Genomic DNA, 20,227 nt, shown 5'->3' with positions numbered 1-20,227 from the left:
ATCGATTCATTTTTATTTTCTTGATAGAAAAAACCGATCGAATAAGAAAAATTAAACGGTTTAACGATCGTTTTTTTCGATCGATCTTGTGTTTATAATAGCGTGAGACTATACAACACTTCGCGCTTCGGTTTGATATCTGGATAATATTAACAAGCGTAAAAATCAACATTAAATTAACATAAAGATAAACTCGGTAAGGTGAGAAATGGTTCACAACCGTATTCATCTTAGATGAGAAAAACGTTTTCCGGCTTATAGCCAAACAGATTTCTTATACCAGTGTTTTGGTACATGCATTGATAATGGGGAATTTGCGAACATCCAGGGAACCTATTGTAATTAAATGAAATATTACCTATTCCGCCGAAAATTTCATGGGTAATTTATCAGATAATCATCGTAGGATAATACGTTGTTAAATAAATAATAAAGATGGAATCGGCATGAATTTCTTTAAAAATATGAGAATTGGCAATCGGCTTTTTTTAGGATTTGGCGTGTTAATCATATTAACGCTCGCATTATCCTCCCTCAGTTATTACTTCATAAAAAATATTGACATGGAACTTGAGGAGATCACTGAAGATCGGATGGTAAAGGTGGATATGTTACGCGACATTCAGGATATCCTAAACACCAACATACGTACTCTGCGCGATATTATTTTACTCCCTGAAAACCAAATAAAAGAAAAGCAAAACCTCAAAGAAATCATCGCAAAAACGACCAACACCGCAAGTGATATATATAAAAAACTTGATGTTATGGTCAATACTAAAGAAGGCAGGGATTTCTTTAATCAACTTGCTGAGATTAGAAAAGAGTACAGCGTGCATATTAATAAAGCCGTTGATTATGCCATGGAAGACAAGGATGACGAGGCAACAGACTTGGTCTTTGGTGAAATAGCCAATATTCAAGGGATTTATTTTAAAAAACTCACTGAGTTTACCGAATTACAAGAATCCTATGTGGATAGCGCAAAGCAAATCACCAAGGATTATATTACCAAATCCTTGTACTGGATGTTGCTGCTCTCGATCATCTCAACACTGGTAGGGTGCCTGATTGCCTGGCGCTTAACACACAGCGTCACAACGCCGTTAGCCATTGCGCTTTCTTCTGCGAAACGCATCAGTGTCGGCGATCTCAGTGGTTCGATAGTGGCAGACAGTCGCGATGAAATCGGCCAACTTCTGGAAGCGATGAAGGAGATGCAGGCAGCCTTGACGCGGATGGTTATCAGCGTCAGAAACAACGCCGAAAGCGTTGCCACCGCCAGTATGCAGATAGCACAGGGCAACGCCGATCTGTCGTCGCGCACTGAAGAGCAGGCAAGCGCGCTGGAAGAGACGTCATCAACCATGACACAGTTGGGGATGACAGTGAAAAATAATGCAGATAACGCTCGGCAGGCAAATGTGTTGGCGCAAAATGCGAGTTCAGTAGCACAGCAAGGTGGCAATGTCGTGGATGATGTGGTGGAGACCATGAAATCCATCAACGAGAGTTCACGCAGCATTGCCGATATCATCAACGTTATCGATAGCATCGCTTTCCAGACCAATATATTGGCGCTCAATGCTGCTGTCGAAGCCGCCCGCGCAGGGGAACAAGGACGCGGATTCGCCGTGGTCGCGGGAGAAGTTCGTAATCTGGCACAGCGAAGTGCAGACGCAGCGAAAGAGATCAAGAGCCTGATTACCGCAAGCGTAGAGCGGGTCGGTCAAGGTTCTTCGCTGGTCAATAAGGCAGGGGAAACGATGCAACAGGTTGTCACGTCTATTCGCCAGTTAACCGATACTGTGGCTGAGATAAGCTCTGCCAGCGCAGAGCAATCAACCGGGGTTGAACAGGTCGGGATTGCTGTCAGCCAAATGGACCAGACCACCCAGCAGAATGCGGCACTGGTAGAGGAATCTGCGGCCGCGGCACAGAGTCTTAAAGAACAAGCCGATCAACTCGTCAGAGAAGTGTCCGTCTTCAACGTTGCGGGTTATAGCGCTGCGCCGTCATCGCTGAGAGTGGCACAGGCTTCAACGCCCGTCGCCATGTTACCGACGGCATCTCGATCAACAGAGAAAAACACGTCCGATTGGACAAGCTTCTGATACACAGCGTACAGCGTCCTGGGAGCCCAGCTTTCGGGACGCTATGGTAAAAACCGATACAACGACAAATATAAGAAAAAGACATGGATAGTCATGGAGAGTGTCAGAAAATATTGACCGATTACGATACGTTCTTATCTGAGCTTGAGCAGATTACGGCACTGCTTTCGCAAATGATGCAGAAAAAGTATCACTCGTTGGATGTGTATATCAACAACTGCAATCATTTGAAAATCAGCTATTTGAAAATCAACAGATTGCTGGCTGAAGAATCATTTTCTGACTATCTCAAGACATACCATGACGCGTTATACAACAAATACACCAGCCTGCTTATCGGAATAAGGCTGTATGAAAACCTCTTAACCAATTGTGGCCTTCACCAGGGATTTAGTACACACGCGGAAAGAAATTAAGCAATTGAAATATATGCATTTTGCAAAGAGCACAACTCCATTATGGTTCTCTTTGCGCTTTGACCGGCACCGTACCTTGGCCCGGTCTTTTTTTTGCCTGTCAGTTTCGCCCCTCGCCACTGGCTTCCTCACGAGACGCGTAATCGATTTGCAAGACAATGCGCAGCAGCGCGGCAACGGGTTCGAAAAGCGCATCAGGAATACGCTCGCCGCATTTCACATCATAAAACAGCGTTCGCGCCAGAGGGATGTTTTCTACCATTGGAATGGCCTCACGTTGCGCCAACTCGACAATGTGCTGTGCCATCGCATCCCTGCCTTTCTCCAACACGCGCGGCACTGGCATCGTCTCGGAATCGTATCCCAGACAAACCACTAAATGGGTCGGGTTGCGCACAATCACCGCCGATTGCCTGATGTTTTGTGCCAGACTGCCGCTCTGCATTTCGCGTTGTAGGGCTCGGCGGCGCTGTTTAATCTGTGGATCGCCTTCTCGGTTCTTGTTTTCCTGTTTGATGTCCTCCTTGCTCATGCGCTGCTGTTTCAACGTATGAAAACGTTGATAGCTATAATCCGCCACTGCCAGTACCAGATAAAATCCCAGCATGCCAAGCCACATAAAACGCATGATGGAGGAAAAAGTGGGTAGCGCGCAGTGAGGATCACAGTAAGGTAACGCGCGAAACGTCGACGCATAGGCATAAAACAGCAAGAGAAAAATCACGCACAGCAGTACCACTTTCAAACAGGATTTGAGCAGTTCTATCACGCTGCGCCAGGACACAATTTGTTTAAGATTGTTCACCGGGTTCAGTTTGGTCCCCTTGAAACCCACAGCCTTACTGGCAACTACAAAACCTATTTGGATCAACACACTGAAAACGGTGGCCCCACTTACCATCGCCCCCAGATAGAGCAGCACCAGACCGCACTCCTTTACCAACGCACGAACTATCGTGCCCAATGCATAGGAGAAAGGGGCATTAATAATGTGCAGAGATTCCTGAATCAGTAACGTGATGTTTTGTATCAACACATCGGAAAAAAAATGAAAAAAGAGAAACAAGGCCAGCAGTTGTGCACCGGAGGTTAGCTCAACGCTTTTGATCACCTGCCCCTCTTTTTCACCATCCTGTCGCCTTTTGCGAGTGGGTTGCTCCGTTTTTTCACTCATGTTGGGCAAACCACTCGCCAACATGCTGGTAGAGACGTTCACTTTCCACCAGATAGTGGTGCAACGCATAGGGCAGCGACACGATCAGTAGCAACAACACCAACAGGCTTTTGATGGGCATGGCCAGAAAGAACACGTTCAACTGCTGCGCCGATCGATTCAACAGCCCCAGTGCCATATCTGCCAATACCATCACCAACACGGCCGGCAAGCAGAAGCTTAAACACAGGTGGTAGAGCGTCTGCCACTCCACTTTGATAAAATCTAACAGCGGCTGATTAAACGCCAACGTGTTGCCTGGCGGTAGGTAATGGTAAGAGTCATACAGCACGCTCAGGTGCAAATTGATACCGCCGCTGATAAAAAACAGCGCACAGAGAAACTGGCTGAATAACAAGCCAAACAGTGACGACTGGACAGACATCGCAGGGTTAAATACCGCGCTCATGGTTGCACCACGCAGAGAATCGATAATAAACCCCGCCATATCCACGGCCCAAAAAGGAATCGCGCCGCAGAACCCCAAGACCAGACCGATAAGCAACTCACCGGGAATATAGCTCAACCATGTCCACCCCTCGCCGATATCCTCGGGAACAGGCACCACGGCCAGCATTGGCAATGCAATCGCCATTAACACCGCGTTTCTCACTAACGGGGACCCCAGATTCCCTGCCTGCAACAGCGGAAACAGCAGGGTCATTCCCAGCGGGCGCATCATAAGAAAAGCCAAATGCGCGATCTCTTCGTTAAGCACCAGACTCATGCATGTGCACTTATTTGTAATAACACCTGGCGCGTATAGCCCAGCAGGATGCCGCCAAGCCAGTGATAGGTCGCCATCAACATCAGCGCCACAGCCAGCAGTTTGATCATGAATTGCAGGGTCTGATCCTGTATCTGAGTCAGCGCTTGTAACAAGCTAACCAACACGCCCACCACACAGGCGACAACAATGATCGGCAATGAGGTTAGCAAGACGATCCACAACAGTTGGATCATCAGGTGCGTCAGCGTGGCCTCATTCATACGAAACTCTGCACTAACTGGGAAAGGATCAGGTCCCAGCCGCCGGCCAAGAGAAAAATTAACAGCTTGAACGGTAAGGCGATGGTCATGGGAGAGACCATCATCATCCCCATCGCCAGCAGGATATTGGACACCAGCAGGTCAATGGCAAGAAACGGCAAGTAAATTAATAACCCGATACGAAAGGCCTGGGTCAATTGGCTGACCGTGAACGCGGGCAGCAAAATGAGTAAGGAGTCGTCCTTCACTGTACGGCGCACCTCTTCCGGCCAGGTTTTCGCAATCAGGTTCTGAAAATAATGCACCTGTTTATCTTCAGTGTTTTTTATCAGAAAGTGACGATAGGGTGTCAGCGCTTGACTGTCCCAGCCGCTCATCCAGGCGGGCTCGCCCTCAACGGCAACCGGATGCCACTGCGCCTTAACCGCCAGCAACGTCGGCGCCATGATAAACAGCGACAGCACCAGAGCAAGGCCATACAGCGCCATATTTGGCGGCACCTGCTGGATCCCCAGAGCATTGCGCAAGATGGAAAAGACCACCGCCAGTTTGAGAAACGAGGTTCCCATTACGATAATCAGCGGCAGCAGTGAAAGCACAAACAGCAACGCAATGAGTTGCCAGGGAGAGTCAGGTAGTGACATGTGAATTCCACGCTATAAGGTTGACGTCCCCTTATACCTCGGCTAAACCAGACGCACCTACCGGGCATTCACCCCATCTTACCCCTGTCACCGTTCAATCTTGTGCGCTGAGATACCATTGCCGGATTTGCACCAAAAAGCGGTCACCGCAACCAATCAGCACACCTTTGCCAATGACACAGCCATTCAACTTCAGTGTTACTTCTGGAGAGAATTCGGCGTTCACCGCTACCGTATCGCCCACCTGTAACGTTCGCAGCGATCCCAATGTCAGCGTGACCTGCCCGACCTCAACCAACAGTTTTTGCGGCAACGCCGCAAGATCCACCGGTATGGGCTCTGCGCCAGTGGGTGGATCCCGCATTTCAATGGCGCTATTTTCAAGTTCAGCGCCTAACGATCGACAGTGCATCGTATTATCTCCGTTTATCTGGACATAGGCCGCCTGCTTTTGCAACGGCGACAAGACAAAGTGTCCCGCACGCAAATCGCCATAGGGCCGTATCGCGATCCCCACCCCCAACGTCAGCCGCCGTAAAGCAGAAAGCGAAAGCTCGCACTCTCCGGCATATAGCGCACACCGCAACGGCGGCAATGGGTCAGTGGGGACATCATCAGGTGCAATCAACGCATGCAGGTGCGCAACCCCAGCGTCAGTATTGCCAAACAGCACAGCCTGAAAGGTAACCTGTTCTACCTGCCAGGTAAAAACGACGCCCCATTGCTCAGGCAACGCACTACAAGGGCACGGTGCTGCATTCTCCCGCACCATGCTGGCTTGGCACTGTGCCAGCAACGGCGATAACACCCACTCAGCAATATCCTCAAGCAATAACGCATCCACCGTTGCCACATCAGCCGTACCCAGCATCTGCTCGCACAGGGCCGACCACCCGGTGGCCTCCAGCCAAACGTGGCTCACCGATGAGCCCTCATCGAAGGAGAGCGTGATGACTACCCCGGATTGAGCGCGTGTCCACGTTTGTAAACCGATATGCAATTCACCTACGGTCACGCCCTCAGGAGGAAGATGCTGCGCCAGGCTCCACGTTTCCCGAGTCGTCCTCAACATGTTCAACCTCCAATACAACGGCATGTCCTGCCTCGCGCAAACGCGCACAAAGCCAGGATGAAATAAGGCTCAAGGTGTCAAACAGCGCGCGCTGAGACACCTGAATACAAAGGTGAAGTTCAGCGTCTCGCTCGCTGACCTCACACACGATCGCTTCCCCTCGGCGACTCACCATGCGATAACGCTGTCGGCGATGCGCATTAGGTGAAAGTGGAGAAGAGGTGCAATGGGTTGCTTTTTGGGCTATCAGTTGTATAAATTTCTGAGCGTCCAGCGCGGTTTCCCCATCGGTCGCGTCCAGCTCCGGCATCGTGTGCCACAGACTCCCTTCAACGCGTGTCGTACTCATGAATAGCGGCTCATCGTTTACCGCCTGCATCGTTGAGCACACAGTGCAGTTTTTCCTTTTTTTTCATGACAACATTCAGCGCTTGCCTTAGCGCGTCTTGCTGCGCCAATACGGCGTGCTGCGCTTCAAACAACGCCATCTGGTTAGCCATCAATTGCTGATCCTCATCGCGCACCGCCATCAGTGTCTGCTTGTGCCCCAGCAGTTCATCACTGACACGCGTGCCGGACCAGACCAGCCAGGCATGTCGTTTTTCAGCCAGCAACGCACGATGGGTCGAGCAGGTGCACATATCCTGTTCCAATTGCTGGAGCAGGGAGTGTTGCTCTACCAACTGCCGGCGCAAGGCAATTTCCCGACGCTGCTTGATAGCCAGTAACTCACGCAGCATCACGCGGTTACCAGCGCACTTAGCCGTTGCAATAACAGGTCGTGATGACATGGTTCATTCTCCTGCTGTTGTAAAAATGCATTGATCGCCGCGTGCTTTTCTACCGCCAGATCGGCGAGCGGATCCTCACCCTGCTGATACTCCCCCACTCGCACCAGCAGCTCTACATCGCGATAAACACTGAGCAAACGGCGTACCCCATGGGCAAGCGTCAAGTGCAACTGGCTGGTGATGTTCGGCATGATACGGCTTACGCTGGCGAGCACATCAATCGCTGGGAAATGCGCCGCCTCGGCCAATTGTCGCGACAGCACAATATGCCCGTCGAGCAGCGAGCGCACCTCATCCGCCAGCGGCTCATTCATATCGTCCCCCTCCACCAGCACGGTGTAGAACGCAGTAATGCTGCCACAACGCCCTTTACCGGTCCGCTCCAGCAAGCGCGGCAGCGCGGCAAACACGCTGGGGGGATAGCTGCCCGCAACCGCCCGCTCGCCCGCCTCAATAGCGATTTCCCGTGCGGCACGGGCGTAGCGCGTCAGTGAATCCGCCATTAACAGTACGCGTTTGCCCCGATCGCGAAACGACTCCGCAATGGTGGTCGCCACATACAGCGCGCGCATGCGCTCGAGTGGCGGCCTGTCTGACGTGGCAACAACAACAACGCAGCGACGTCGCGTCTGTGCATTAAGCGAATGCTCTAAAAATTCCCTCACCTCGCGACCGCGCTCCCCAATGAGCGCCAGAACGATCACCTCGCTGTCCGCGCCGTGGCACAGCATGGAAAGTAACGTGCTCTTCCCTACGCCCGCCGCCGCGAAAATCCCAATGCGCTGCCCTTCACCGCAGGTGAGTAAACTGTCTATCGCCCGCACGCCGGTTAACACCGGGCGATCGATAATCCCACGAATCAGAGCCGCCGGAGGCGGCGCGTCAAAATCGCGCCACGGCCCCTGCCACACCTCATTGCCATCCAGCATCTGCCCAAGGCCATCAACGACTCGACCGAGCAACGCATCGCCGACCGGAACCTGCTGGCGTCGTTTTAGCGGCCGCACCTTTTGCCCGCAAAACAGGCCTACCGTGCTGGCAAAGGGAGACAACAGCGCGTCTTCACCATCCACCGCAACCACTTCAGCCAAGGTGCCGTCAGGTAAAATTTGACAAAGTTCGCCCATAAACACGCCGGGCAACCGCACTTTTAACAAAGAGGCACTGATATGCAGCACCCGTCCTGTCATGTCCATACCATCAGGTGGCCCGCCGGATAACGTCAGCCGTCGGCTCACGGCCTCCACCAGAGAGGAAAACTCAGTCTTCATCATCGGATGCGTACTCGGGGTTCAGGTCAATACTGTGCACCACCTGCATAAGGCAGTGCTCCCCGACTTCCTGCCACGACAGCACAACAATGTCGGCGTGTTGTTGCTCTATGACCTTACGCAAGAAACGACGTGTATCCACGGAGCTGACAATCACAAACTCGCCGTGTTCCGCTTGTACCTCAGCAATCAACTGCAATATCTGCGCACGCTGTTCATGGCTTAATGCGGTGTAGGTGCCCATTGCAGTCTGCCGAATGGACTCGCGAATCACATTTTCCATCTCCTCCCCGATGCGCAGCACGCGCAGCGGTTCCCCTTCTGGCATCAGACGATGCAAAATATGGCGCCGTAAAGCGATGCGAACATACTCCGTCAGCATCTGGACATCTTTTTCCCGCGGAGCCCACTCAATCAACGTGCCGAAAACCAGACGTAAATCGCGAATAGAGACCCGTTCTGACACCAATCGCTGGAGCACCTCGGCAATTCGGTTGATAGGCATCTGCCGTTGAAGTTCTTTCACCAACTCGGCATAGCGTTTCTCCATGGCATCCATCAGGTAGCGCGCTTCCTGCACCCCGATAAACTCCGCCATGTGGTGCACCAACACCTTTTGCAACAGCGCAATAAGGCACTGATCGCCAATAAATACCGTTTGTCCCTCCTGCTGTGCACGTTGCCCCTCAGTTTCAGACAGCCACGCGATCCGCCCCATTCCCTGCGGCAACACCTGCGTCTCTGGCGCGGCATCTTTCGTGCCCACGGTGGTGAAAACCATGCAGGAGGCCGCCTCGGGGATCGTCAATGAGAACACCGACTCCTGATAGACAAGCACCGCCATGCTGTTCTCCGTCATTGAAGCATCAACAATGATGGAGACATCAGGCAGAGGTACCCCCAGGGTGTCGAACAGGGTTTTACGCAGAGCATCTATCTCCAATGAAAGAGACTCTGAATGCAGACGCGGTGCAAGGCGTAAAGTCAGAGGTTCCGCGCCCGGCACCATCAGATCGTCATCAACGCTGCCCTGCGGCGCGGACGCGGATTGCGAATGCCGTGCGCGATACCACAGCAGAGCACAAGGCAATGCGGTAATCACCGCCATGATAAAGAAGTAGATAAACGGGAAGCCGGGAATGATGGCAAACAGCAACATCACCACTGCCGCGAGGATCAGCGCCTGGGGCTGTTTCCCCAATTGCGTACTCAGTTCACGCCCCAGATTTTGCCGTTTCTCACCCGGCACGCGGGTGACGATAATTCCGGCACTGAGCGAAATCAGCAGAGAGGGGATCTGGCCGCACAGGCCGTCACCGATAGAGAGCACGCTGTAGGTTTGTACCGCATCCCCAAGCGACATGCCGTACTGCACTACGGCAATGGTAATGCCGCCCAGAATATTCACCAGCACAACAATGATACCGGCGATAGCATCCCCTTTCACAAACTTCATGGCACCATCCATCGCACCAAGAAAACGACTTTCATGCTGCACGTGCAGACGCAATTGCCGCGCCTGACCGGCATCGATCACCCCGGCACGCAGATCGCCATCGATGCTCATCTGTTTGCCCGGCATACCATCGAGAGAAAAGCGGGCGCTCACCTCGGCCACCCGCTCCGTACCCTTAGTGATAACGATAAATTGCACGATGGTGATGATGGCGAAAATCACCAGCCCCACCGTCAAGTTTCCCCCCACCATAAAACGGCCAAACGCATCAATAATATCGCCAGCATTGTGCTGCAACAGCACCAGCCGTGAGGTACTAATGGTCAGTGACAGCCGATAAAGCGTGGTGATCAGCAACAGAGAAGGGAACACCGACAGATCCAGTGGATCGTTGATGTAAATGGCAAACAGCAGCAGGATGATGGAAAAAGCCAGATTAATGGCGATCAGAATATCCACCACAAACGTAGGCAACGGCAGGGTGATCATGACAATCGCCATGAGCATCACCACGGCGAGAATAATATCTTGCCTCCCGGCGCACATTTGCAACCAGCGCTGGAGGTTATCTTTACTCATCACGTCGGTTTGCATAATTTTTCCAGAAAGGTTCGCTGGCGACGGTGCAGCCATAGCCACTGTTCTGCCACACTGTCTGCCATCGGGGCGCAACTGATTACCATGCCTTGACGTAATGTGAAGACACGCTGAGGAATACCCGCAAACCAGGCAGGATGGGCGCGTTGCAGTGCAAGAAGCAGTAACGCATCATCCCGCCAGGGGTCCAGCAAACATTGGCTGATATGCATGCGCCCCTGACGAAAGGTGAGGAAAGTTTGAAATCCCCGATCGTTCCATTGCATTTCGGCAGAGGGAGGTTGCTCCGCCAAATCGGCCAACTGTATAAAGCGCTGGATGTTTCTTTCGATGAACAGATCTAATGTCATGATGTATTTCCCCTCTTCTCCGGTAACAGAATCCCAGAGAAGACGAGGAGGAGAAATCAAGACAACACCTGATTACCCTTCAATTTTTGCAGCACGGCAAGAATACTTTCACGCTGATCTTCATCGCTAAAACACGCATCGGGCATCACTCTGAATTGCACATCCAGATAACGCACGATGTGCTTGAATACCGTTGCACTGGGCGTCAACGAAGAAATTCGCGCGATAAGCCAATCCTCAAACAGCCAGCTTTCCTGTGTAATATCAATCAACAAGGTCAAAAGTGAATCAGCAGGTAGGGGATAACGTTTTTCCTGTTCTTGACACTCCTGTTCCAGCCCCAAAAACAGCAACAGGCGACGCAGGCGAACCAGTACCGTCGCCAACCTGACTTGCTGAGCACCACCGACAGACAGCGAGAGTTCAAACGCTGCCATGCGTAACACGACGCGGAGCCGACGCTGACGATCGGACCAGTTCACGATGCGTTTAAACCATTCCGATAACGATGTATCTTGCTCATCCATCGCGCGCTGAAATAAGCGACCAATGGGTGCCAGCACCGCCTTGCTGACGGTACCAAGCTCCATCAAGCCAAAGAGTGCGGTTTCATACGCGTTTTCTTCGATAAGCTGGGCCAATTGGGCATTCAGCGCCTTTTTCCGTTTTTCATCCAACGCCGTTGATGACAGGTGTTGAGCGATCGTAAAAATACGTCGCAGCCCTTCCAGCGCCTCACTATTCTCTTCAGATGAAGCGGTGAGAAACGCCGGAAAACCACCGTCTTGCTCACGCAAGCGTTGTATCAGTGCAATTAACTCTTGCTGTCTGCGTAGCTGCCTTTCTGACGACGCCAACCGCTTTTCATCGCGCATTCGGCCAGAAAGTACCAGACTCATCTCCTCCAGCGTTGAATCCAACGATTCGCCTGCCGCTTCTTCCAGTTCCAGTAACGCCATGTCCATCGGCGGCATGCTGAATTCGACATTGCGCACCGGCAGCGCCTGACGCGATTCGTAGTGTGGTGATAGCACTGGACTGACGGGATGGTGATCCTCAGGCATTTTCATCATCACTCCTTACCTCACGTTCCTCAATGACAAGCTCGTTCTCGATATCTATCCACGCCAGCACCTGCTGAAAATGCCGGCTGAGCGAAAAAGAGACGCTGAGCTGTGATGATGTCAGAACGGCTTCATCCATAGCCAGATGCGGGTCGCAGACGATGGCTAGCCGCTCCCCGAAGGCATCGCGCATTCTGACCTCTCTTTCGGGATGAATCTGCAAGGTGGCGCCCCCCAACGCAGCCAGTTGCTCCACCTGCTGTGACAAACGCGCGCACAGCAGGTCATCAACGGACTGTTGGGAAAACCAAGCGCTCAATACGTTCCCCATAGCAAGACGGATACGTGACGTGACCGCCTGCACCACACACCGTTCCACCGATACCGCCTCACACAGTGACACCACGTGGCGCGCCAACCACTGTTCTTCACAGCGGGTAAGGATCTCCTGCTGGCGGCGAGAGAACTCGGCATAAGCCTCATTCTGTATCTGGCGCTGCGCTTTGCGCGCCTGACGTATCATTTGCTCTGCCTTACGGCTCGCCGATTTTACGATAGCAGCGGCGTCTTGATGTGCATTGAGCACAGTGTGGGTATCAGCCAGTTGAGTGTTCAGGCTTTCAGCAGGGATCACAGGGAAACAGGGTAGTTGCCCATCAAGTTCAATCAACGGGAGTCGGCACAGCGGCATAGCATATGCTCCAGTAAATTCATGGTGGCCCGAGGCATCACGGGATACAACGCGTGCTTCAGCGGCGGTAACTGTATCAAAAGCGCCTGAAGTACGGGTTCACGCGTTGCAGCACGATAAAGCAAGGCAATACCGATACGATTCGCCGCATCGATCACCTGCTCCGGTGAATAAAAGGCAGGGTGTTTGTTGTCACACATGCCAAACAGCTGCCAGATCAGATTGTTATCCAGCCAATGGCGGAGCACGTGACGATAATCAGGCAGCAAAAAGTAATCACCGCACGCCAGCGTCAGCAACCCAAGCGCCAGCGCATATTTCGAGATATTCGGTGCCAGAGCGGCCAAACGGCGCTGACGTTCATCAAGCCGCCCCGGCAGACAAATTGGGCCGCGCCGTGCGCGTAATGCATGGTTCAGCGCGCTGTCTAACGCCGGGGATTCGCCATAACGCCACCCTTCGCACCGATGAAGCCCTAGCGATACCAACCAGTCAGGATGTGCATAACGGGCGGGCTGCCAGACCATGCGGTGCAGCAGCAAGATCAACGCATCCGGTCTGCCGGACTCGTCCGCCGCAACACGCGCCACACTGCCAGTATCAACAGGGCAGATGCCAGAATAATCAGCGTTAACATCACATGCTGTCGATAACGGGATAGCCATTTCAGAAGTGCTCTCTGTTCAACAGATTTCGGCGGCGGAGCTACCCGAGCGCGATAGCCATCAGGTTGCATCAAAATACTGATTTGATCGTACTGGACACCGGGTATCGCTTTTTCAATCAGACTTTTGATTTGTACACGAAACGCTTCGAGGTTCACTCGTGGGGAAAATTTAAGGTACACCGCTACCGAGGTGCTATCAGCAGGACGAGTGCCAACATCGTCACTGGGGGAATGGGAGGCTATCGCGACAGAAGCATGCACAACGCCATCCATTTGACTGAGCATCTCCTCAATGTGCTGCTCAGTGAGATACAGAATCTTCTGTTGCTCTTCCCGTGGAGAAACCACCAGTTGGTTAGGTGGAAACATGGTTTCTACCGTGGTGTAGCGCTTACGCGGAAAACCATCCATACGCAGCACTTCAACAGCATCAATAAACCGAGATTGCTCAACGCGTAGCGTTACCCCGCCGTCCGGCGATGGTTGCTTATCCGCATCAATGTTGTTGTTCATCAGAATCGCCAACATCTGGTTGGCATCACTCTGAGACAAACCGTTGTAGAGTTCAACACGACAGCCAGCCAACATGAGAGCCAGTAATGCCATGCCCAAACAGCGGAAGGTGTTCATGTCATATTGGCCAGTTTATTGACCGTCTGTGCCGCAGAGCCGGCAATCTTTGCGCCAAGATCGACGCCGACGCTCAACGTCAAAATCTTCGCTTGCTGCTGCAACATCTGCTCCGGTGATAAGGTTTCTACCGCACCGGATGTCGTTCCGGCATACAGCATGTTCTTAAAGGTCTGCGCCGCCTGGCTGTTCGGTGCATCCATATCGGACACCACATCGAGGCTGTCATAACGGCTATCTGGCGATATCCCCTGAGAAAGGGTCGTAGGTGTGTTCATGGTGTACCCCGTAATCACGGTGAAAAACTCATAATGAAAAGCACTGTTTGACCACGTTAGCATCTGGCGTATTCAGGTGTTCCAAGACGCGCTTCGCTTCTTCAGGTGCCTCCAGTCCCAACAGCAGGACTGCCATGCACACCGCACAGGCGTCGCAATCACTGACCAGGCTGGGTACCACCGGCACAATCGCTCGCACCTGGCGCAACAAGCCGTGGTTCACCCCCGCAAAGGCCGTTTCAAGCAGCAGTTGTCGTTCAGCAGACGTCAGCACGCTCATATCTTCGAGATAATCCCGCTCAGCAGATTTTTGATGGTATTGATCATCGCGCTTTCGTAGTTGATAAAAGTGGAATACTGCTGCACGGCAAACTGAGCCTTGAGCATGGCGTCTGGATTGGTTAAATCTTCACCATTCATTTTGTCTTTGACGGCTTGCCCGGCCTGATTTGCCAGGTGAGACAGCGTATCAATGAGCTGTTGAACATCCATCGTTGATCTCCATAGCGTGCGGCTTTATTGCGTGGGATATCGAATTACCGGGCAATGCGTTTACTGACACACACTATCGTTTTAACCGCCCATTCCGCCTATCCGGTGTTTAACCTAACCGCGGGCTTTTCCATGAAATATCCGGTCTATGTCTATTTCCAACCAATGCTCACCGTCGATCAGGCGCGTTACCGCACCTTGTTGACACAGTCGCCGTACGCGTTTTTGGCGTTGTAGCGCTAAACGTTGGGGCAATACATCGGTTATGACTAACATACGGATACAGCTCAACGCAGAAACCGACAGTAACGCCTCTTGCAACAGCCGCCAGAGTCGCAGTAATGAGGAGGCGTGTGAGTCGCAGCCGGGTAATCGGATTAAACTACAGATAAGCAGCGCATTATTCTGAACACGAAAAACAAGGCGGTAGGGGGGCAGCGTGATGTGCTGCCCGAGGCGCAATCCGCACCCCGATAAAAACAGGGGCTGCGGTGCTAACCCGGCCGTTTGCAACTGCCGGCAAAAAAGGACTTCCCGTCGCTCCATTATGACTTCGCAAGGGAATGTAGCGTCTGACTAAATACCTCAACCATCTTGCGGCCCATTTCCATCATTTGCTGCATGACGTCAATTGCCTTTTGCACAATGTCGTCGAGATTTCGGATGTAGGATTGCGCATTTTTACTTTGAAAATCCGCCAATGCCCGCTCTATTTCTGCTTCACGGTTTTCCGATGCCGCAGAAAAGGAACAGAGTCCATTGGCTATCGATCCCGAACCGTTGAACCCCATCGTGGTGAGTTCTCTGGCACCCGCGCCGCTGATTTCCCCCATTATTTCGCCCGTCAGCGCACCCGTGCACTGCATAAAGCCACTTAAGCAGGTGCCTAATGCGTTATCCTTTGCCGCGCTAAAACTATGCTCTATCGCGTTTAAGCTGGTGGAAAGCGCATTAACCTCAAGTCCCCACCCTAATATCTGCTTCTTTTCGTTATACATGCGCATCACGTCACGCAAACGCCGGGCAAGGTTTAATAGTGTTCCCCACAGTTGATCGAACATCGCGAAAAAGTCATCTAATTCGGCATCGCTTATATTCTTTCCCTTGGTTGCCACTGCGGCATCCATCTTTTGGGATAAGACAGAAGAGAGGTGGTCCGGAGTAACATTGACGGGGAATAAGTCTATCGGCAACGTATTTTGATTCACAAGTATATTTTGGCTCATAACATATCCTCAGGCACGACTACAGGCAATTTTTGCCAATACCGCGCCGTAATCTTCCATTATTCGTGTCGTGTTGTTCACGGTGTCACTACCCTGTTGTAAATAATCGCCAAGCTGCTTTTCCTGATTTTTTTTACGTTCCTGTGTCCAATTATCTTTGATGTCGTTAATACGTTGCATAACGATTAATTCTTCAATTTCCTTGCGCAAATCTGCCGCTTTCCATTGAGCAACACCCGATGTTATTTTTTGTCCACCGCTCAACGCCATGCGCATCGTGGTTAACCAGGGAAAGGTGACATCTTTAATGATGGAGGAGGCAAGTGATTTGCCTAACGAGATCATAACGCGTTTACGCAGCGCTTTTTCCACGGTGGCAACACCTTTTTCCAAAACCTCTTGCGCCACATTTTTGAGAGCGCTTTCCAGCGTTTTTTCAACAAGCTGTTCGATTCCCTGAACAGTGGTGCTGCGGCCCATCGAGCGAGCCAAATACTGACTGACATTCCCCTCAAGCGTGGCTTCGAGTTTAGTGACAAAACCTTTAGCCGTGTTTTCAGCAATCTGTTTAATCTGCTGACCTACCTCACTACTGTTTTGGCTTGCTGCCTCAACCAGCGTTTTACCCGCACCGCTACCCATTTCCTTTTCTGCCCCAGCGAGCAAACCACGAGCCACATAAATACCACGACAGATTTGCAAAATATCTAATCCCATCGCGACATATTCACACGTGCTTTGTATCGAACCTGCCGCATGAATAATGGCTTCACAGTCGGCTTTATTCGCCCCCAGCCCCAAAGCAAACTCAGCGCCCCCTTTGACGATTCCGGCAGCCCCTGCCGAGCAGTAAGCGATGCCAGCAGCAAAGGAGAGCGGATCTGCCGTTGCCACAGCTTCGACCAGTTTAAATACGCCTATCCCTATCTCAATGGCACTGTTTATCCAATCAAACACAGCGCTGCACAGCGCGGATTTGCGTACCTGATCCGCCTGTTCAATCGCCTTGTTGATCTGCTCCTGATATTTTTCCACCTGCTTATTGCGCAGGAAAGTCTGCAACTCTGTGGATCGGTTCAACTGCTCACAAAGCGCCTGCACATTGCTGCTGGATACACCCATCATCTGCTGCGTCACCAACATGGATAACAACAGTGGATCCATGCTCATGACGTCTTGTAACGAGGACGTGGCGGAACCGCTATACCCGGCCGCCAGTAGCCGTTGCCAGGCAACCTCTGCCTGCTGCGCGCTCACCGACTGCGCCACACCCACTTGCTGGCTTTCCGTTTCCGCATGCTTTGCCTGGTTTTGCCGATGGTGCAGACCAACAACAGAACCTATTGGGTGTGTTATTTGATTGGTTGAAGAAGAGACAGGCATCTCTTCACCCTCATCATAGGTCAGCGGATAATGCATTCCCGCTCTGACTTGTACACTATCCATCAGACTCTCCTGTTCGAGATAGTCCTTGCTCCGCTTGACGGCGTATCGCCTGTAATGACCGATTTTCACCGCAAATCAGCAACGTGGCCTTAAAGGCTTTGCGTGCCAATGCTTTCTCACCGCAGGCCAGAAAACACGCCCCCGCGGCACAAGGAACCTGCGCAGCCGATACGTTAATTTTCGCGGCCCGGCCATAGGCATAGAGCGCATCTGACCAGGCGTGCGCCGAATGGCAGGTCGCCCCAAGTTGATACCAGTAGTCAAAAGACCAATCGTCGTAAGCGGTCAATATCCGTAAAATGTTGACCGCCGCGCCATAATCTCCGGCGTTCGATAACTGTCGGGCATAGCGAAAAAGAGTCTCTAACTCGACGCTAACCTCTTTTTTCAGCAACATGCGCACCGCACCACCGCGACGCAAGAATTGCAGCATGACCAGACTATCTTCTCCCGTCATGAATAGGTCTTTTGAGTGATCATTTGCAGGATTTCGCCCCATTTGCTGACCAGATTAGTCGCCTGCGAAATGGCCGCATTAAGCATCTGTATCGCTTTTTGAATCGTCAGTTGCGCCTGAGAGGAGAGATCGCTGTCGCGACCTGCGCTGTTATCCAATGCCGCTTTAATGGCCTGGAGGCTGCCTTTGTCCAATTTTCCGTCCGCATCCGCATGCTGCTTTATATATTCCTCTATCGATTTGCCATCCACCTGAATACCGTGCGCCTTCATATACTCGATAACGTCGGCCGGTACCGCCACTTTCGCGTTACCATCGCCTTTTGAGGCCTCGGTAACCGCTTCATCCATCTGGTTGGCCTTTTCCTGGGTATCTCGAGCCCGGTTGGATGCATTTTGAATATCATTGAATTGGGCATAGGCGCGGGATGACTGTACATCCTGCAACAACAGCATTATTTCATAGGCATAGGCGAAGATATTATCGGCTGCCCCATAGTGAGGCATCTTTTCTTGAGGGATATTTCCTACACGCTTTTCTTTGTCTTCAAATGCGGTAGGACTAATGCCTGGTAATGAAGAAACTGACAGCGTTTCCATCATAAACCTCCTGGAATATAAAATAGTGTAGATATGAACATTATTTATTAACGCTGTGTTTAATATGCGTCTCGATTTTTTTCAAGGAGATACTTAATGTTTTTAAGTCCTTTTTGGCATTTTCCGAAATAATGTTCATGTGATGCATACCCAGCGATTTTTCCGCTTGCATCTCATTGTTCAAAACGGTATTCCCCGCTGAGGTCAGTTTTCCTTTTATCTTTTCAAATTCCGAAAAAATTTTTAATAAATGCTCATACTCTACTTCGAATTTTTTAAATTGACTCGCTATATTTCCTGGCATGGTTCACCTCTCATCGTTCACTACTATGTCATCCGTTGGTATGACGATGGTTATTCTCTACTGACTTACTTCATCCTCTAGCGCTGTATTGTGATAACGAAAGTAAATAATTTTGATAATATCTTCGCTCTGTATCACCGCCTCCAGCAATAAGGCAAAATGCTGATATTCCTCTGGCGTAATGGGTTTCGCCATGGTGCACGTTAATCGATGACGGGCCGCACGCAGCACCATCAAGGCCTTTTGGGCATCATCATCCGAACCCTGAATACGATCTTCCAATGCCGTCAGCGTCGTCATCGTCGTTCCCCTTAAAAATTGAATGGAAGCGTAATCAGCGTGCGCCCTTGTCTGAACGTCACCGCTCTATCGCTGATAGCCACAACCTCACTGCCATCAGCCAGTCGACTGCCGATGGACAAGGTATCGCCATTCCCCAGCACCAGATAATCGCCACGACGGCTATGAACAATGCCAGTGACAGGGGCTGGCAGTTGTCTGGAAAACTCATTGGATAAGGGAACATCCTGATAGCTCAGCGCCACCGCTGGATAGCGCGATAGCATCTCCTGCATTAGTTGCGTCAAGGTCTGCTTATCCTGCACGTTCAACACGCCACTCAAGATGAAATGCGACCCCCTATTCGTCAGATTCACCTTGTCCGCTAATCCTTGCTGTAGCAGCGCGCTAATCAGTGCGTTACCGATCTCGTCGTAGGGATTTTCTATCTGCCAATGCCGTAATCCCGGAATGTCGGCCAACAGCGGTTGAACCGCCGCCCACTGTTCTCCCATACGAATATCTGCATCGATCGCAACGTTGCCCTGCCCTCGGCTGACAACCCGAGCCTGTGCGTATCCCGCCTGAATCAGCACATCCTTCACGTTTAGAACCAGTTGATCGGCGCAAATAACGTCATTTTGGTAGCGAATATCGCGGGATTGCAGCACAAGCCACAAAGGCGTCAACGTATCGCTTGATTCGCAATCTCCAGACACATGCAGCACGCCATCCTGCTGCCATTTTGCCACGAGCTGCGTCAACCCAGCCTGCTGCAACAACGCGCTCACATTTACTGGAGCCTCCGTCGATGGCGGTGGAACCCATTCCAGGGCGAAAGAGAACAGTGCCAAGATCAGCATAAGCATGCCAGGCACCAGCACCCAGCCGTTTGAAAACCGGCGAGCCGGCAAGCAATAACCGGCAAGGTCCGCCTGCTGTGGCCCAAACGCCATCGCCAACCCTGCCGCCTCCAATACCCCCTGGGACGGCAATGGATGATGCTGTATATGGCGGCGACCATTTACCCGTACCGACACCTTTTCCGCATTGACATAGAGTTGCCCGTCAGCGATCGCCAGTTCGATGCGGCTTGCGACCAACAAAGGGATGCACAGATCGCATTCCCGCTCACCAATAGAGAGACGACCTTCCGATAGCCACACTTCCCGTCCATGCA

The 20,227-nt window shown here is 51.7% G+C and carries 27 protein-coding genes; 2 read left to right on the top strand and 25 right to left on the bottom strand.

Going from position 1 to position 20,227, the window contains the following annotated elements; all coding sequences use genetic code 11:
• Positions 1-446 precede the first annotated feature (446 nt).
• Positions 447-2,114, top strand: coding sequence for a methyl-accepting chemotaxis protein (locus tag J5224_RS21130; protein ID WP_264627225.1), 1,668 nt, complete (start codon positions 447-449; stop codon positions 2,112-2,114).
• Positions 2,115-2,197: 83 nt separating this feature from the next.
• The gene (locus tag J5224_RS21125; protein WP_264627224.1) at positions 2,198-2,530 is read left to right on the top strand and encodes a hypothetical protein; all 333 of its coding nucleotides are present in this window, start codon (positions 2,198-2,200) and stop codon (positions 2,528-2,530) included.
• A 100-nt stretch (positions 2,531-2,630) separates the two neighbouring features.
• Here the strand turns inward: J5224_RS21125 and J5224_RS21120 are convergent, their stop codons facing one another.
• The 25 genes from J5224_RS21120 to sctD form a co-directional block, all read right to left on the bottom strand.
• Positions 2,631-3,704, bottom strand: coding sequence for an EscU/YscU/HrcU family type III secretion system export apparatus switch protein (locus tag J5224_RS21120; RefSeq protein WP_264627223.1), 1,074 nt, complete (start codon positions 3,702-3,704; stop codon positions 2,631-2,633).
• Entirely contained in the window at positions 3,697-4,470 is a 774-nt protein-coding gene (locus tag J5224_RS21115; protein WP_264627222.1) for an EscT/YscT/HrcT family type III secretion system export apparatus protein, read from the bottom strand. Before J5224_RS21115 ends, J5224_RS21120 begins: the two co-directional genes overlap by 8 nt.
• Positions 4,467-4,733 carry an EscS/YscS/HrcS family type III secretion system export apparatus protein gene (locus tag J5224_RS21110; RefSeq protein WP_264627221.1) on the bottom strand — a complete coding sequence of 89 codons (267 nt, stop codon included), beginning with the start codon at positions 4,731-4,733 and terminating at the stop codon, positions 4,467-4,469. The genes J5224_RS21115 and J5224_RS21110 overlap by 4 nt, the downstream gene beginning before the upstream one ends.
• Entirely contained in the window at positions 4,730-5,377 is a 648-nt protein-coding gene (gene sctR, locus J5224_RS21105) for a type III secretion system export apparatus subunit SctR (protein WP_222158459.1), read from the bottom strand. The genes J5224_RS21110 and sctR overlap by 4 nt, the downstream gene beginning before the upstream one ends.
• A gap of 94 nt (positions 5,378-5,471) precedes the next feature.
• Entirely contained in the window at positions 5,472-6,449 is a 978-nt protein-coding gene (locus tag J5224_RS21100; RefSeq protein ID WP_264627220.1) for a YscQ/HrcQ family type III secretion apparatus protein, read from the bottom strand.
• On the bottom strand, positions 6,397-6,798 hold the full coding sequence (locus tag J5224_RS21095; protein ID WP_264627219.1) for a hypothetical protein: 402 nt from the start codon (positions 6,796-6,798) through the stop codon (positions 6,397-6,399). The genes J5224_RS21100 and J5224_RS21095 overlap by 53 nt, the downstream gene beginning before the upstream one ends.
• A gap of 10 nt (positions 6,799-6,808) precedes the next feature.
• Complete coding sequence (locus tag J5224_RS21090; protein WP_264627218.1) at positions 6,809-7,240, bottom strand: hypothetical protein; 432 nt, start codon at positions 7,238-7,240, stop codon at positions 6,809-6,811.
• Complete coding sequence (locus J5224_RS21085; RefSeq protein WP_319802464.1) at positions 7,189-8,490, bottom strand: FliI/YscN family ATPase; 1,302 nt, start codon at positions 8,488-8,490, stop codon at positions 7,189-7,191. The genes J5224_RS21090 and J5224_RS21085 overlap by 52 nt, the downstream gene beginning before the upstream one ends.
• A gap of 10 nt (positions 8,491-8,500) precedes the next feature.
• Entirely contained in the window at positions 8,501-10,546 is a 2,046-nt protein-coding gene (locus J5224_RS21080; RefSeq protein ID WP_319802463.1) for an EscV/YscV/HrcV family type III secretion system export apparatus protein, read from the bottom strand.
• On the bottom strand, positions 10,546-10,974 hold the full coding sequence (locus tag J5224_RS21075) for a type III secretion system protein SsaM (protein ID WP_319802462.1): 429 nt from the start codon (positions 10,972-10,974) through the stop codon (positions 10,546-10,548). The genes J5224_RS21080 and J5224_RS21075 overlap by 1 nt, the downstream gene beginning before the upstream one ends.
• Complete coding sequence (locus J5224_RS21070) at positions 10,971-11,987, bottom strand: TyeA family type III secretion system gatekeeper subunit (RefSeq protein ID WP_264627216.1); 1,017 nt, start codon at positions 11,985-11,987, stop codon at positions 10,971-10,973. The genes J5224_RS21075 and J5224_RS21070 overlap by 4 nt, the downstream gene beginning before the upstream one ends.
• Positions 11,971-12,669 carry an HrpE/YscL family type III secretion apparatus protein gene (locus J5224_RS21065; protein ID WP_264627215.1) on the bottom strand — a complete coding sequence of 233 codons (699 nt, stop codon included), beginning with the start codon at positions 12,667-12,669 and terminating at the stop codon, positions 11,971-11,973. The genes J5224_RS21070 and J5224_RS21065 overlap by 17 nt, the downstream gene beginning before the upstream one ends.
• On the bottom strand, positions 12,645-13,259 hold the full coding sequence (locus J5224_RS21060; RefSeq protein ID WP_264627214.1) for a type III secretion system domain-containing protein: 615 nt from the start codon (positions 13,257-13,259) through the stop codon (positions 12,645-12,647). The genes J5224_RS21065 and J5224_RS21060 overlap by 25 nt, the downstream gene beginning before the upstream one ends.
• On the bottom strand, positions 13,214-13,966 hold the full coding sequence (ssaJ, locus tag J5224_RS21055) for an EscJ/YscJ/HrcJ family type III secretion inner membrane ring protein SsaJ (RefSeq protein ID WP_264627213.1): 753 nt from the start codon (positions 13,964-13,966) through the stop codon (positions 13,214-13,216). The genes J5224_RS21060 and ssaJ overlap by 46 nt, the downstream gene beginning before the upstream one ends.
• Positions 13,963-14,244 carry a type III secretion system inner rod subunit SctI gene (sctI, locus tag J5224_RS21050; RefSeq protein ID WP_264627212.1) on the bottom strand — a complete coding sequence of 94 codons (282 nt, stop codon included), beginning with the start codon at positions 14,242-14,244 and terminating at the stop codon, positions 13,963-13,965. Before sctI ends, ssaJ begins: the two co-directional genes overlap by 4 nt.
• A gap of 28 nt (positions 14,245-14,272) precedes the next feature.
• Positions 14,273-14,524: an EscG/YscG/SsaH family type III secretion system needle protein co-chaperone gene (locus J5224_RS21045; protein ID WP_264627211.1), complete on the bottom strand. Its 252-nt coding sequence runs from the start codon at positions 14,522-14,524 to the stop codon at positions 14,273-14,275.
• Positions 14,521-14,736 (bottom strand): type III secretion system needle filament subunit SctF, encoded by a 216-nt coding sequence (gene sctF, locus J5224_RS21040; protein WP_264627210.1) that lies wholly within the window; start codon positions 14,734-14,736, stop codon positions 14,521-14,523. The genes J5224_RS21045 and sctF overlap by 4 nt, the downstream gene beginning before the upstream one ends.
• 114 nt (positions 14,737-14,850) lie before the next feature.
• Positions 14,851-15,282 (bottom strand): secreted effector protein, encoded by a 432-nt coding sequence (locus J5224_RS21035; protein ID WP_264627209.1) that lies wholly within the window; start codon positions 15,280-15,282, stop codon positions 14,851-14,853.
• Positions 15,282-15,962: a type III secretion system effector protein gene (locus tag J5224_RS21030; protein WP_264627208.1), complete on the bottom strand. Its 681-nt coding sequence runs from the start codon at positions 15,960-15,962 to the stop codon at positions 15,282-15,284. The genes J5224_RS21035 and J5224_RS21030 overlap by 1 nt, the downstream gene beginning before the upstream one ends.
• 9 nt (positions 15,963-15,971) lie before the next feature.
• Complete coding sequence (gene sctE / locus J5224_RS21025; RefSeq protein WP_264627207.1) at positions 15,972-17,408, bottom strand: type III secretion system translocon subunit SctE; 1,437 nt, start codon at positions 17,406-17,408, stop codon at positions 15,972-15,974.
• Positions 17,401-17,865, bottom strand: coding sequence for a CesD/SycD/LcrH family type III secretion system chaperone SscA (gene sscA / locus J5224_RS21020; RefSeq protein WP_264627206.1), 465 nt, complete (start codon positions 17,863-17,865; stop codon positions 17,401-17,403). Before sscA ends, sctE begins: the two co-directional genes overlap by 8 nt.
• A complete protein-coding gene (locus J5224_RS21015; RefSeq protein ID WP_264627205.1) occupies positions 17,862-18,467 on the bottom strand; it encodes a pathogenicity island 2 effector protein SseB in 606 nt (201 codons plus the stop codon). Before J5224_RS21015 ends, sscA begins: the two co-directional genes overlap by 4 nt.
• A 37-nt stretch (positions 18,468-18,504) precedes the next feature.
• The gene (locus J5224_RS21010) at positions 18,505-18,768 is read right to left on the bottom strand and encodes a hypothetical protein (protein ID WP_264627204.1); all 264 of its coding nucleotides are present in this window, start codon (positions 18,766-18,768) and stop codon (positions 18,505-18,507) included.
• A 57-nt stretch (positions 18,769-18,825) separates the two neighbouring features.
• Entirely contained in the window at positions 18,826-19,068 is a 243-nt protein-coding gene (locus J5224_RS21005) for an EscE/YscE/SsaE family type III secretion system needle protein co-chaperone (RefSeq protein ID WP_264627203.1), read from the bottom strand.
• 11 nt (positions 19,069-19,079) lie between these two features.
• Positions 19,080-20,227, bottom strand: a 1,148-nt coding sequence (gene sctD / locus J5224_RS21000; protein ID WP_264627202.1) for a type III secretion system inner membrane ring subunit SctD, incomplete at its 5' end; no start/stop codon positions are given.

It is taken from the genome of Candidatus Symbiopectobacterium sp. NZEC135, from assembly GCF_025962695.1.
This window is presented reverse-complemented; position numbering and strand designations above follow the sequence as displayed.